The organism is Mesorhizobium sp. M0208 (genome assembly GCF_040322015.1).
GTDB lineage: Bacteria > Pseudomonadota > Alphaproteobacteria > Rhizobiales > Rhizobiaceae > Mesorhizobium.
In genome coordinates this window covers 1-12710 of record NZ_JAMYSP010000072.1, presented here as the reverse complement: position 1 = coordinate 12710, position 12710 = coordinate 1, and the positions used below count along the sequence as shown (strand labels likewise).

General features: G+C 59.3%; 14 protein-coding genes. All 14 read left to right on the top strand.

Annotation, left to right across the window (positions count from 1 at the left end; all coding sequences use genetic code 11):
* The first annotated feature begins 207 nt into the window (after positions 1 to 207).
* Positions 208 to 963: a phage terminase large subunit family protein gene (locus NKJ17_RS32760; protein WP_352691837.1), complete on the top strand. Its 756-nt coding sequence runs from the start codon at positions 208 to 210 to the stop codon at positions 961 to 963.
* 145 nt (positions 964 to 1108) lie between these two features.
* The gene (locus NKJ17_RS32755) at positions 1109 to 1483 is read left to right on the top strand and encodes a type II toxin-antitoxin system RelE/ParE family toxin (protein WP_352691836.1); all 375 of its coding nucleotides are present in this window, start codon (positions 1109 to 1111) and stop codon (positions 1481 to 1483) included.
* The gene (locus NKJ17_RS32750; RefSeq protein WP_352691834.1) at positions 1461 to 1979 is read left to right on the top strand and encodes a helix-turn-helix domain-containing protein; all 519 of its coding nucleotides are present in this window, start codon (positions 1461 to 1463) and stop codon (positions 1977 to 1979) included. The genes NKJ17_RS32755 and NKJ17_RS32750 overlap by 23 nt, the downstream gene beginning before the upstream one ends.
* The gene (locus tag NKJ17_RS32745; RefSeq protein ID WP_352691833.1) at positions 1963 to 2283 is read left to right on the top strand and encodes a DUF3467 domain-containing protein; all 321 of its coding nucleotides are present in this window, start codon (positions 1963 to 1965) and stop codon (positions 2281 to 2283) included. Before NKJ17_RS32750 ends, NKJ17_RS32745 begins: the two co-directional genes overlap by 17 nt.
* A gap of 347 nt (positions 2284 to 2630) precedes the next feature.
* Positions 2631 to 3224, top strand: coding sequence for a hypothetical protein (locus NKJ17_RS32740; protein WP_352691832.1), 594 nt, complete (start codon positions 2631 to 2633; stop codon positions 3222 to 3224).
* 466 nt (positions 3225 to 3690) lie between these two features.
* A complete protein-coding gene (locus tag NKJ17_RS32735; RefSeq protein WP_352691831.1) occupies positions 3691 to 4854 on the top strand; it encodes an acyltransferase family protein in 1164 nt (387 codons plus the stop codon).
* A gap of 181 nt (positions 4855 to 5035) precedes the next feature.
* On the top strand, positions 5036 to 6787 hold the full coding sequence (locus tag NKJ17_RS32730; protein WP_352691829.1) for a portal protein: 1752 nt from the start codon (positions 5036 to 5038) through the stop codon (positions 6785 to 6787).
* Entirely contained in the window at positions 6784 to 7104 is a 321-nt protein-coding gene (locus NKJ17_RS32725) for a Bbp19 family protein (RefSeq protein ID WP_352691827.1), read from the top strand. The genes NKJ17_RS32730 and NKJ17_RS32725 overlap by 4 nt, the downstream gene beginning before the upstream one ends.
* Positions 7105 to 7376: 272 nt before the next feature.
* Positions 7377 to 9668, top strand: a complete 2292-nt coding sequence (locus NKJ17_RS32720; RefSeq protein WP_352691825.1) for a hypothetical protein — start codon at positions 7377 to 7379, stop codon at positions 9666 to 9668.
* A 198-nt stretch (positions 9669 to 9866) separates the two neighbouring features.
* Positions 9867 to 10295, top strand: a complete 429-nt coding sequence (locus NKJ17_RS32715; RefSeq protein ID WP_352475513.1) for a hypothetical protein — start codon at positions 9867 to 9869, stop codon at positions 10293 to 10295.
* A gap of 795 nt (positions 10296 to 11090) precedes the next feature.
* Entirely contained in the window at positions 11091 to 11279 is a 189-nt protein-coding gene (locus NKJ17_RS32710; protein WP_352475512.1) for a hypothetical protein, read from the top strand.
* Positions 11280 to 11453: 174 nt separating this feature from the next.
* A complete protein-coding gene (locus NKJ17_RS32705; protein WP_352691824.1) occupies positions 11454 to 11753 on the top strand; it encodes a hypothetical protein in 300 nt (99 codons plus the stop codon).
* Between the two features lie 8 nt (positions 11754 to 11761).
* Entirely contained in the window at positions 11762 to 12019 is a 258-nt protein-coding gene (locus NKJ17_RS32700; protein WP_352691822.1) for a hypothetical protein, read from the top strand.
* A 204-nt stretch (positions 12020 to 12223) separates the two neighbouring features.
* On the top strand, positions 12224 to 12710 hold a 487-nt coding region (locus tag NKJ17_RS32695; protein ID WP_352691820.1), incomplete at its 3' end, for an ISAs1 family transposase.

Below are 12710 nucleotides of genomic sequence, written 5' to 3'. Positions count from 1 at the left end.
TCCCCATCAGCCATCGCATCAAGAAATGCGCCTGGAACGACGACTATCTCATCAATGCCATCACTCATATGCGATAGCCCTGCCCTTGAGGGGGAGATGTCCGGCAGGACAGAGGGGGGCGCTGTCCCACCATCATGAAAACATCTTACCGAACAGCAGCATACGTCCCACCTGCCACCATGATTCAATGCCGCGAGGGTGAAAACAATGACCCGTCACGTCACCTTCATGACCATCGACGACGCCGAGCACTACACGCCGCAGCAGCGCGCCGAGATCATTGCCGCCTATCCGGCGCATGAGCGCGAGGCGCGGGCCAAGGGCATTCCGGTGCTCGGCTCCGGCCGCATCTTTCCGGTGGCCGAGGAGCTGATCGCCTGCGAGCCGTTCCGGCTGCCGCGCTATTGGCCGCGGCTCGGCGCACTCGATTTCGGTTGGGACCATCCCTCGGCCGCGGTCGAGCTTGCCTGGGATACGGAAGCCGATGTCGTCTATGTCACGAAGGCCTGTCGTGCCTCGCAGCAGACTCCCGCCATGCAGGCGCTGACGCTGAAACCATGGGGCGATTGGCTGCCATGGGCCTGGCCGCGCGACGGCCGCCGCGAGACGCTGGAGGGTGCCGGCACTGCACTTGCCAGGCAATATTCGGCACATGGGCTGAACATGCTCGCCAGCCATGCGCAGTTTGCCGACGGTTCGGTCTCGGTCGAGGCCGGGCTGATGGACATGCTCGACCGCATGCAGAGCGGCCGCTTCAAGGTGTTCTCGACGCTTCTGCCCTGGTTCGAGGAGTTCCGGCTCTACCACCGCAGGAACGGCCAGGTGGTGAAGCTGCGCGACGACCTGATGGCCGCGACACGGTATGGCGTGATGATGCTGAGAGAAGCGCAGGTCGACCCGGCGATATTCAAGGCGGCGCGGCGGAAGGCCGGGCAAGCCGATCCGCTGGGGGCGTTTCGGTGAGCATGTGAACGATAGCCTTGTCGCGGTTGAGGAGTGGCAAACTGCAACCCTAGGCTAGCGCTGAATTCAAATCGGATATAATAAAAAGACGATAACGGCGACTCGGCAGAGCGTTGCAAAAAATAATATTTTTGTTATATATTCAATGCCAGCATGGACGATCTTGGATTATGTGGAGCCTCCGGGCAGGAACTTCGTAGCCATTTGGCTCGGGGGGCTGCCTGTCGATGCCCAAGCCGCGATCGCATCCCGACTCTTAGCTATGGAAGGGATGGAAGTGTGGTCGGATAAATGGGCCACAAAACTGGTAAATTGGAACGGGCTTGTCGAATTGAGGGTGGGATTCAAAGGGGTCCCATATAGGCCTCTCGGTGTGTATCAGCCCAATCGAAGGTTCGTTCTTTTGGGTGGTGCGGTAGAGAAGGGTAACGAAATGCCTCGTCGCCACCTTGAATCGGCTGACAGGCGAAGAAAGCAACTGTTGAAGGATCCGACACGTGCAAAACCACACGAGTTCTAGGCTCTCGCGTCTTTGGGAGAAGTTTCAAAATAAGCTGTATCGGGAGGCTTTTGCCAGCGCTCAAATCTCCAACACCATCGCCGCCCAGATTTCTGCCATCCGGGAGGATCGCGGCTGGACACAGTCCGATTTGGCTGCGGCAACTGGAATGGCTCAGTCGAGAATATCGCTTTTGGAAGACCCATCTTATGACAGGGTAAATATTACAACCTTAAAAAGGATCGCGTCGGCTTTCGATGTAGGGTTGGCAGTTACGTTTGTGCCGTTCAGTGGCGTGCTCAAGCAGGCCATCGATGATCGAGATAAACGATTTTCAGTACAGTCTTTCGCTGAAGATATTTGTCCCAATGTGGCAAGTGAAAATTGGTATGCAAAAGCAACCGTACACCATGCTGTAGGATCAAATATGGCGATCTCGGCCACAGTCGGAGCGGGATCAAAGGCAGCAGTTAGAATCATAAACTCCGAAGGTAACGCTCGTGTCTACGCAGGTTAACAAAAAATCTAAAGATTTCAGATACGTATATGCAAACGCATACGTTATTCAGGTGACTGGAAATGACTTAATCATTCGCTTTGGGATAAATGAAGACGCCAGTAAGCAAGATGATATTTTGGAAGAGGTAGGAATATTTGCCACGCTGCCATCAGCAAAGCTACTGGCAGAAGTGTTGACAAAAACTATAAAGAAATTTGAGGATGACAATAAGACGGTAATCCCTATCTCTAGGGAGAAGATTGATAATATATTCCAAAACATGGTCATTAATACTGCAAGTCCGCTGAGGAAGCCAAAATAGACTGCGCTTTCCGGTTGCTCGTTGAGTTCAACTACAAAGAACGGCTGCCTGTTTGCTCTCTGCCGACGGAAACGTCCCTCATCATCCCCTCATGGCTGTCCGGATCACCCGCTTTGGGCGGCCGCCCAGGGCCGGGAGGCCCAACAGATTGCTGAAAGCTCACGCATTCAGTGGCTATCTGACAGCAGTTGACATCGAAAATGGCGCGTTGGCATTCACCAAGTAGGCGTTGATCGGGATCGAAGCGTGCGCTTCCAGCGGCCGCGGCGAAACGAATACTGCCGGGCAAATTCGCCGGCTCGCCTTCCAGCAAGAAAAGGTAGGCAGGCCATGGCCTATTCTCCCGCATGACTGTCCGCATCATCCCCGCCACTTTGCGCGACCTCAGCTACATCGCCGCCAACCTCCGGCCCGAGGACCGCGCAGAGATCGACTGCCAGTTCGACGCATGGTCGCCGGCGCTGCTGGCGCTGACGGCGCTGCAGGGCTTTGCTTATGTCGTCGAGCTCGACGGCAATCCGGAGGCCGGGTTCGGCGCTGCCGAACAGCGGAGCGGACTTTGGATCGCCTGGAGCTGGGGCACGCGCCGGATGAGGCGCTGCGTGCCTGCTATTACGGAGTTCTTTCACGCGGTGCTCGGGCCGGAGGTTGCCGCGCGCGGCGCCTGGCGGGTCGAGGCCCGCGCCTTGGCCGCCAACGGTTTGGCGCTGCGCTGGCTTGCAAGGCTGGGCGCGACGCAACGCTGCCGCCTGCCGGGCTATGGCCGGAACGGCGAGGACTTTCTGCTCTACGACTGGACAAGAAGCTCTGATTTCGGAGAAAACCATGTGCCTTTTTCAAAAGCCGCCGGCGCTGAAGCCGTTGCCGCCGACACCGACCATTGCCGACAAGGACGTGCAGGCGCGCGAAGCCGCGTTACGGGCTCAGCTTGCGGCCAATGATGGCACTGCAGGAACCGTGAAGACCGATTTGTCGCCCGGCGATCTGACCGGCCAGCGCCGCGTGCTGCTGGGGGTTTGACATGGGCGCCATGAGACGAGTGTTCCGCAACCGGGTGCTGGCTTGGTGGTACTGGCGCCGGCACGCAAGGTTGGTGAAGAAGCGGTGAAGCTGCCGATCTCCCCACTCGTGGGGGAGATGCCCGGCAGGGCAGAGGGGGCGCTACCCCACCGGCCTTGGTGATCAATTTGCATTGCCGCCATCAGCTCATTCCGGTGGGGACGAAACTGAGCTTGGCGTTCCTTCGCGCCCCTCTCTGGCCTGCCGGCCATCTCCCCCACGAGGGGGGAGATCGCAGCTTCCGCGTTTTCCGTAACAGCCGAGCGCAATTCGTGTTCCTTCGGCACGGTTGACATTCCTTCCTCAGCAGCCATGCTGCAATGCAACATGGCTATCGAGGAGTCCGGCATGACAGAAGCCCGGTCATCGCGCATCGAGTGCCTGGACGGGCTTCGGGCGCTCGCCGCGATCTGGGTGCTCATCGGACACTGCCTGCTGTTGACCGGCTGGAATATTCCTATTCTCGGCGAGCCCGATCTCGGCGTCGACCTCTTCATCATGCTGTCGGGCTTCCTGATGGTGTTCCACTACCAGCTGCGCCAGGACAAGGAGCCCTGGCAAAGGCCGGAAACTTGGCTGAAGTTCTGGACCCGCCGCTATTTCCGGATTGCGCCGCTGTTCTACGTCATGCTGTTCGCCGCCCTGGCGCTTGGCCCCTATCTCTACCAGTCCAGGATGGTCATCGACGAGTTCCTGCTGCGGTCGCCGCAGGCGCCCGAACGTTATCTCGACAGCGGCTTGAAAAACATCGGCGCCCATCTGCTGTTCCTGTTTGGCCTGGTGCCGAATTTCGCCTATCGCACGCCGCTGCCCGACTGGAGCCTTGGCTTGGAGATGCAATTCTATGCAGTGTTCCCGGCGATTATGCTGTTGGTCCGCAGGCTTGACTGGGTATGGAGCGCCATTCTGGTCGCGGCGACCGGCAGCGCGATCGTGTTCTTGATGGGACAATTGTCGGTGCATTTTCCGATGCCGTCGTTCCTGCCGCTGAAGATGCAGATTTTCCTCTGCGGGATGCTGCTGGCGGGCATCGTCCATCAAAGGCAAAAGCGGCCTTTCGTGCATCTGACATTGGCTATGCTGCTGGCCGCGCTGCCGTTCGGCGGCGGCTATGGGCTGAGCAAGCTTTTGATGCGGGAAGCGCTCGTTGTGGGTTTCTTTGCGCTGGTTCTCTACCGGATGCTGCCGGGAATGGCGGGCACCGTCGCCAGAAAGATCGCCATGACGCTCGCCAACCGGTTCTTTCATCTGATGGGTGAGCTTTCCTTCAGTATCTATTTGATCCATCTGCTTGTTCTCCAGCCGGTCGCGGCTCTGGTCATCACCCAGTTCGGCCACGAATTGTCGGCGCCGCTGCGCTTCGCGATCGTCACTGTCGTCGTCTTGCCGGTGGTGTGCCTGCTGTCCTGGATCACCTATACGCTGATCGAAGTGCCCGGCCAGAAGATGGGACGCTTCGTGGTCCAGCGTTTTGGGCGCAAAGCCGCGCTGGAGACGACGCCGGCGGAATAAGGCGCTTCCAATCTCCCCGCTTGAGGGGGAGATGTCGCCGAAGGCGACAGAGGGGGTCGCCGATCCAAGCGAGACGACCCCCTCTGTCCTGCCGGACATCTCCCCCACGAGGGGGGAGATCGGCGGCTTCGGCGTCCCGCCGTTTTCTTTTTTCAATCAATTCCATCAAGCGAGGCTGACCATGAGCGATTCCCGTGCTCGCGATATTCTGTCGCGACAGGCAGAACTGGAGAGCGAACGCAGCCAGTACGAGCATGTCTGGGAGGCGGTGTCCGAATTCTGCGATCCCGATGCGCCCGACATGTGGAGCGGCCGCCGGCAGGCCGGCGCGGACTCGCAGGCCGAGCGGCAGGAGCGGCGCGGTTCGCGTGTCTACGCCAATACCATCAACTCGGCCGCCAACCGGCTGGCCGCCGGACTGGAAAGCCTGATCATTCCACAATCCGAGAAATGGCACGGTCTGTCGACCGCGGCCATCAACGACGATGAGACCGACGAGGAGAAGGAATGGGCGGAAGCGCTGCGCGATTTCCTGTTCTCGCTGCGCTACTCCGCCAACTCGAACTTCGTGCCGGCAACGCAGGCCTGCCTGCGCAATGTCGTGCGCTACGGCCCGGCCTATCTCTACGCCGAGGAGGGTTTTGGCAGCACGCTGATCCGCTATGCCTCGATCCCCGTGGTCGAAGGCTATCTCTCGCGCAACCGTTGGGGCCAGGTCGATATCTTCCACCGCCGCTACGAGCGCACCGCAAGACAGGCGGCGCAATTGCTCGGCTACGACAGACTGCCGGCGCGGATCAAGGTTCTGGTCGACGACCCCGCCAAATGCGAGACAAAAATCTCGCTGATCCAGTGCATCCAGCCGCGCGACGAGCGCAAGATGTACAGCCTGAGCGGCTCCTACCAGTATCTCGACACGGCGTTCGCGTCCTATCATGTGATCGAGGACGAAGAGGCGATCGTCAGGGAGAGCGGTTTTCGCTCCTTCCCGGTATCGTGCTTCAACTGGCGCCGCTATGAGGGCGATCCCTACGGCATCTCGCCAACCATCGAGGCACTGACGACGGTGCGCGAAGAGAACGCCGTGCGGCGCTCCGGCCTGCGCGCGCTTCAGCAGATCACCGATCCGGCGACCGCCTCGAAAGCCAGGCTCGATTATGTGCCGGTGCTCAATCCCGGCGAGAATTACCCGGGCCTGATCGACGATGCCGGCCGGCCGCTGATCGCGCCGATCGCCACCGGCCAGAACCCGACCTATGCCTTCAATTACGCCGACAGCCGGGCCGAGGAGATCCGCGACATGATGTTCGTCAATCTGTTCCAGACGCTGGTACAGAACCCGCAGATGACGGCGACCGAGGCCTTGATCCGGCAAGAGGAAAAGGGCGCGCTGCTCGGCCCCTCCGGCTCGATTATCCAGGCCGGCTTTGCCTCAAATCTCGACCGCGAGCTGGGTATTCTGGAAGACAAGGGACTTTACGAGGAAGACAGCCGCTTCCTGCCGCCGGCGAGCCTTGCTGGCAAGGCGTTGCGGCCGACCTTCACCGGCCCGCTCGACGTGCTGCGCCGCTCGGCCGAGGCACGCGACACCATCCAGGTTGTCACCACCGCCATGCAGATGGCGCAGTTCGACCCCGGCGTGATGGACAATTTCGACGGCGACGAGGCGCTGAAGATCGTGCAGGGCGCCGGCCGCAGCCCACAGCGCATCTTCCGCCGCCAGGACGAAGTGGCGGGCATCCGCGATGCCAGAGCCAAGGCGCAGCAGGCGCAGGCCGGCATGGCGGCGGTCGCCACCGCCGGCAAGCTGGCCAGGGATGCCGTGCCGGCGGCCGTGCAGGCGCGCGACAGCGGCCTGCTCGATGGGCTCGGCGGGCGGATGCCGCAGGGCGGTGACGTGCAGCGTGGCGACGTACAGGGTGGCGGGGCATGAGCCAAAAACGCTTCGCCCATTCCAGCCAGGCCGGCGGCCCGGCCAAGGCGCGGGATGCGCTGGCCAGGGCCTATCTCAGGGTGTTCTCAGGCCAGGACGGCGAGATGGTGCTGGCCGACCTGACGGCTGCGACCGGCTATTACCGCCGCCCGTCCTACGGTGAATGGCTGGCCAAGACCAAGACGCCGATCGGCTTCGAGCTGCACAGCGCGCTCAGCAACGCGCGGGCCGAAGTGGTGCAGCACATTATGGGTTTCCTGACGCTGGACGAAGCGCAGCTGGTGGCGCTGGAGAAGGCGGCGAGGCTGGAGGGGTAGGGACTTTAGGAGCGCCGGCCTTGCCACAGTCATGGCCTGCTCCGACCGATCGTTCGCGGGAGTCCGCGAGCCCGGCCAACTCATAAGGGAATGACAATATTTTGCCGAGGGCATTTAGCCGACGGCGCAGACCGCCAGCATCTTCAGTGCCGGCGACACTCTCATTGGCGACCTCTCCAAAATTCATGACCCGACGAAGGCGGCGGCACGGGGCCGGCGCGCGGCAGCGCCGCGCCACGATCCCCGGCGCGCTCATGGCAGGACACAAATAGATGGCGACCATACCTCTCCAGCTTGCCCAGCGCCGGCTCGATGCCGGCAATGTGCTCTCCTATCCCGAAGGATCGCCGGTCGGCAGGGCGATGCAGGGTTTTGGCGACGAGCTCTCTGCCGTCGCCGAACGCTACCAGCAGCAGAAGCAGCAGGAGGAGGCGTTCGACGCCGACCTCGCGCGCCGTCGGTTCAACGGCCAGATCGGGCAGGCGGAAGACGAGGTGGCGGCAAACGCGCCGGCCGATGGTGCCGGCCTGCATGACGCGATGTATGGCCAGGTCGATCCGCGCACCGGCCGGATGATCAAGACCGGCCTTTTCGACACGCTGTTCGCCGATGCCCTGCCGAAAATGCCCGAAAGCCAGCGCGCCAATTTCGCCAGGCAGAAAGAGGCATTGCGCGAGGCCGGCTCACTACGGATGGCTGCGAGGCAGCTTCAGCGGCGCGACGAATATGAGCAGGCCGAGTGGACCAAGGTCGACAACATCTCAACCAGTGCCATCGCGCAAAGCAACCCCAAGGACACCGAGAACTTCGACGCGATCCGGCAGAACGGCTTTGACCTAATCGCCAAATTCCGCAACCCGCTTGCCCGACAAGCGGCGGAAGTCGCCTGGCGCAGCAATACGGCCAAGGCGCTGATCCAGGCGATGATCGCCCAGGACCCGAAACGTGCTGCAGAGATGCTGGGTGCCGCGCAGGCTGGAAACCGAACTAAGGACGACACCACCGAAGTCGTTGGCGGCTCCAGCGCCTTTGGTGCGCCCAATGCGGCGGCAGCGAAGGGTGACCGCGTCGGCATGCAGACCCCGGATAAAAGGTTGGCGCAGGCGTTCAGGGACGACCTTCCGCAACAGGAACAGGCAGCGCTGATCCGACAGGCGCAGGCGGCCAACATTGCTCAGCAGGTTGAGTTTCGCACCAACATTGGTCTCGCCGAGCAGAACGCGCCGGGCGCCATCGCACAGACTGGCGCCTATTCCGGCAAGATGCCTGGTCGGGACGCCTTCATCGCTGTCTATGGCGTCGAGGAGGGCGGCAAGCAGTACGGGGATTTTGCCAGAAAGATTGATGTTGGTCGTCAGGCCTTCGGCATGCGCACCATGCCGAACCAAGCAATCCATGCGGCGCTACGCGATGCCGAACCTGGTCCTGCAGGTTCCCAAGGGGAGCAGGCGCGGTATCACGTCACGGCCGCCGCCGCGCTTCAGACGCTGGACGCCAGACGGACGGACCCTGCCGCATACGTTCGCAAGGTCTTTCCGAGCGTCGACGCAGCCTGGAGCGAGATCACCACTCCCGACAGCGAGTCATGGAATCGTGAAGGAGGGCCGGACACCTACGACCGAGGAACTTATGTCCGAGCAATCGCCGCTTCAGTTGCAGCACAAAAGCAACTGGGCATCGAGAACTATCAACCTTTCCCATGGTCTGTTCTCAAGAACATCGCCACGACATTCAAAGACGGGAGCGTGCCACAGGCGGACAAGCACACCATCCTGTACAGCCTCGTTGGTGGGGCGTCCGATCCAGAGGTCCGAGCAGCCTTATCCCAACAGCTCGTCCAAGCCGGGCTTCCTCAATCGGTCGAAAGCCAACCGGCTAGGCCCGTTGTTGCACCTGTGATCGCCGGGAAGCAGAATCAACCGCCTGCTCCTTCAAACCGCAGGAAGCCTCAATCGAAACTGGAACTCGCCGCGGAGGACTTCGGCAACTACCTCACCGAAGGTTTTGAAGGCCTAGGCCGAGCCCCGCACGACATTGGGCTGTTTCTTCAGGATCTGCGCGACGATCCTTTGGACGCGCTCAGTCAACTGCCGGTCACTTCTGCCTCCGGATTAGCTGCAGAGGGCAGCCTGGCGTTCGAGTCACTCGGCCAAGCCGTTGCAAAAGGACTGGCCATTGTCCGCGCCGGGACGGGCAAGTTTGCCAAGCCGTTAGAGGAGCTTACGGCCGGTGGGTCGCGGGCCACATCAGAACTCGCCGTTGAGGGAGCGGCGGTTCGCCAGACGACCGAGGTTGAGTCTCGTGCAATAAATGCAGCAAAAGAGGCCGCTTACCTCTTGAGCACCGGCGTCAAGCCTGACAAGGCTGAGCTTCTTGCGATAATAAAGTCGATCGCGAGAGACCCCTCTAAGATTAGGCATCCGGGAGCATCGTTTGGCAAAGCTCTTTCAAAAAATTACCGCAAAACATTTCTTGATGCGAACCCGAATCTAAAGGGAGAGGTTGTCGTCCATCACGCTGCAGAGCAACAGATTATGGACCAGATATCCAAGCCTTGTTGCTGAAGATGAGATGCACTCTCTTCAAAATCTTCGCGGCATACCAAAAGGATTAGATAACCTTTTGCACAAGATCGTTTTCCGATTCGAATGGGATAAATTTTATGCGTCGCACCCCCAGCCAACGCGTCAGCAGGTGCTGGACTACGTGACTTATATCGACAAACAATACGGACATCTGTTCAATCCTCCAATAGGTGAGTGATGCAATATTTTTACATATGGCCGAACGTCGCTGGTGGACTTGGTGAAAACACCGTTCTTGACTCGAGTGTCCATCCGCCAATCGTGACCAAGCTTCACTACGTTATAGAGGGCTGGTTTGGCGATGTGATCGTTACGACGTTCCCGTGTTACCTCGTCACCGAAGACACCCAGCGCGCACTGCAAAAGATGGGTTTTTCAGGCGCGACGTTCGCCGACGCCGAAGTGACAACATCCGAAGAGTTTCATGAGGATCAACCTGGGCAGGAACTTCCACCCTTCGTCTGGCTTAAAGTGAATGGCAAGGCCGGCCGGGACGATTTCGGGATCGCAGCGGACTATCGCCTCGTCATCTCGAAACGCATTCTTGATTTGCTGGAATCATTGGGAATACCGTTTGCTGTCATCGAGCCTTACGATGGTAAGTAGCAATGAGGTTGGGCTTTCATTTTTTTGATCCTCATTAGGTGAATGGTGGACTATTTTTACATAAAGCCCAATGTCGCCGGCGGAATAGGCCGTGGCACCATCATGGTCACAAGCGTTCACCCCCTGTTGTGAGCAAACTCACCTACCAGATGGAAGGATGGTTCGGCGATGTTATCATTGCTGGCGATCTGCGTGTGGTCATATAGAGCGTGTGCTGAATCTACTCGACCGCTTTGGTATTCCGTCAGCGACGATTGAGCCCTACGACGGTCGGTAGTGCTATTGTTGCCATAGTTCGCGCCGTAGTGGATGTGCATGAAATCAATCCAGTGAAGTTTGGCGGCAGTTCACCGACAACAGGGGTATGCCGTGGTGGAACCAGTTGCTGAGCGACCTGGGACGATAGCAATGGGACATATTTAACTGAGGGACATTCGACGCACCGGCTGAATCCGCAGTCGTCGACGGCCTGTCCGCACGGTTGGGAGTCGTGCTGCCAAGGATTACATGATTTCCTCAAAGAGCATAATGGAGGCGAAGGTTTCATCGGCAATAACTATACTATTTTTTTAAAGCCGAAGAACTGGCTGACTTCAACCGCGGATATGAGGTTGAAAAATATGCGCCAGGCATCTTCTTATTCGCATCTGACGGAGGAGGTGAAGGCTATGGCTTCGACACTGAAGATGCGGCCATGCCAATCGTACGCATCCCATTCATAGGTATGAATCGGCAATCCGCTGAGACGATAGCGCGTGACCTCGCCGATCTATTTGCTCGGTTGGTGGACTGAAAATGCCCGACCAAAATAGATATTTGCGCCCCAAGGGCATGGAGCTGTTTGAGATCGGCGATCCAGTCAGTTTGGAGAATAAGATCTGGTTGACCAGACAAGGGCATTTTGAGGCGGTGCGCTACTGGAATCGAGCTATCGGGATTCTGCTTAAGGCGGCGCCGGAGAAAGCGGCACCGGCGGATGGGTAGGGTGCGGGGAGCACTGACCTTGCGGAGGCCATGACGCTTTCGGCCGATCATTGTGCAAGTTTACGAACCCGGTGTAATGCAACTCGTCCCTAGATCTCAACATGATCGAGGGAGTATCTTCCAGAAAGCACTGCATCCGAATGGCCGAGGAGGATTTTCCCTATGGGGAAAAAAATGAAGTTGCTGGATATCGTTGGGCGGTTGTCGGAATTTGACGAGGAGGACCCGGTCTACGCAGCGGAGCCCACAATCTACGGGGCGGAGCCTTGGACAGAGGATTCAGACGCGATGGTTCTGCCTCAGCAGGATGGGGTGTTGGTACCACCCGAGGCAGCTAAAGAGGGCCTGGCATACTTTCTCGAAATCAACCTTGCGATCGAGATTACCGAGGCTTTGGTTGCATCGCAGAAAGAAAAGCCAAGCATTTCTGCCATCTGCGAACGGGTTATTTATTATGCCACCTATGATGCGTGAAAGGTTAAATGTTGACTAACCCACGTTATGACGGACAGCCGCTGCTTAGGCTGCTCGATGTTTATGTGCTCTGGGCGATCGGAGAACTTTCTCAAGAGTCGGAGGATGGCTTGAAAAGGATGGCCCCCAAACTGCAATCTATCTATGGCGGCGAGGGACAATGGCATGACGCAATTGCCCAGGCTATCCACATACCGCAGGGGATGCCGGCAGCAATCCGGGATATGTGGCAAGGAATCTCGAAATCGCTCGCGTCAATGGCGTAACCCTCCACCCCAGAAATTTGCCGAGATGTTCGTGGACGAAAATTTCGTGGATTGAATGTTCTGCATTGATTGGAATTGCTGTTATGGCTGGCGCCTACGGCGCCCCGCTGTCCTGCCGGACATCTCCCCCACAAGGGCAGGGGAATCGCATATGGCGATTTTGGGGTTGAGTTTAGGCTGAGAAAGGATTCTTTGGAGAGGCAGTTGAGCGAAGGAGCGACTGCCATTTCCTGCCTTGAGAGCTACTTTGGCGCGGTGCCTGATCCACGCGCGCCCAACGCCACGCACCGGCTTGGCGACCTGATCGTGATGATGATCGCGGCAAGCCTGTGTGGTGCCAGCAATGCGACGGAGTTCGCCCTGTTTGCGCAGGAGCGCAAGCAGGCGCTGTCGCGGCTGATCGACTATGACGCAGCTCCCAGCCACGACACCTTCTCGCGGCTGCTGCGCCTGCTCGACCCGGAGGCCTTCGGTCGCGCCTTTGCTGCCTTTGCCGCAGCTTTCGCCCGAGCCAGCCGAGAGACGCCCGAGGTGGTGTCGCTTGACGGCAAGGCTTTGCGGCGGGCCTACGAGAAGGGCTTGGCAGCCAGTCCGCCGTTGACGGTTTCGGCCTTCGCCGCCGAGACCCGGCTGTGCCTGGCGGCAGTCTCGCCGAGCGCTGGTGAGAACGAAGTCGAGGCCGCGCTCAAAG

Coding starts and splice junctions, on each gene's coding strand:
- NKJ17_RS32700 (WP_352691822.1), top strand. CDS start 11,762: ATGTTGACTAACCCACGTTATGACGGACAGCCGCTGCTTAGGCTGCTC.
- NKJ17_RS32710 (WP_352475512.1), top strand. CDS start 11,091: ATGCCCGACCAAAATAGATATTTGCGCCCCAAGGGCATGGAGCTGTTT.
- NKJ17_RS32735 (WP_352691831.1), top strand. CDS start 3,691: ATGACAGAAGCCCGGTCATCGCGCATCGAGTGCCTGGACGGGCTTCGG.
- NKJ17_RS32760 (WP_352691837.1), top strand. CDS start 208: ATGACCCGTCACGTCACCTTCATGACCATCGACGACGCCGAGCACTAC.
- NKJ17_RS32715 (WP_352475513.1), top strand. CDS start 9,867: ATGCAATATTTTTACATATGGCCGAACGTCGCTGGTGGACTTGGTGAA.
- NKJ17_RS32720 (WP_352691825.1), top strand. CDS start 7,377: ATGGCGACCATACCTCTCCAGCTTGCCCAGCGCCGGCTCGATGCCGGC.
- NKJ17_RS32725 (WP_352691827.1), top strand. CDS start 6,784: ATGAGCCAAAAACGCTTCGCCCATTCCAGCCAGGCCGGCGGCCCGGCC.
- NKJ17_RS32755 (WP_352691836.1), top strand. CDS start 1,109: ATGCCAGCATGGACGATCTTGGATTATGTGGAGCCTCCGGGCAGGAAC.
- NKJ17_RS32740 (WP_352691832.1), top strand. CDS start 2,631: ATGACTGTCCGCATCATCCCCGCCACTTTGCGCGACCTCAGCTACATC.
- NKJ17_RS32730 (WP_352691829.1), top strand. CDS start 5,036: ATGAGCGATTCCCGTGCTCGCGATATTCTGTCGCGACAGGCAGAACTG.
- NKJ17_RS32705 (WP_352691824.1), top strand. CDS start 11,454: ATGAAGTTGCTGGATATCGTTGGGCGGTTGTCGGAATTTGACGAGGAG.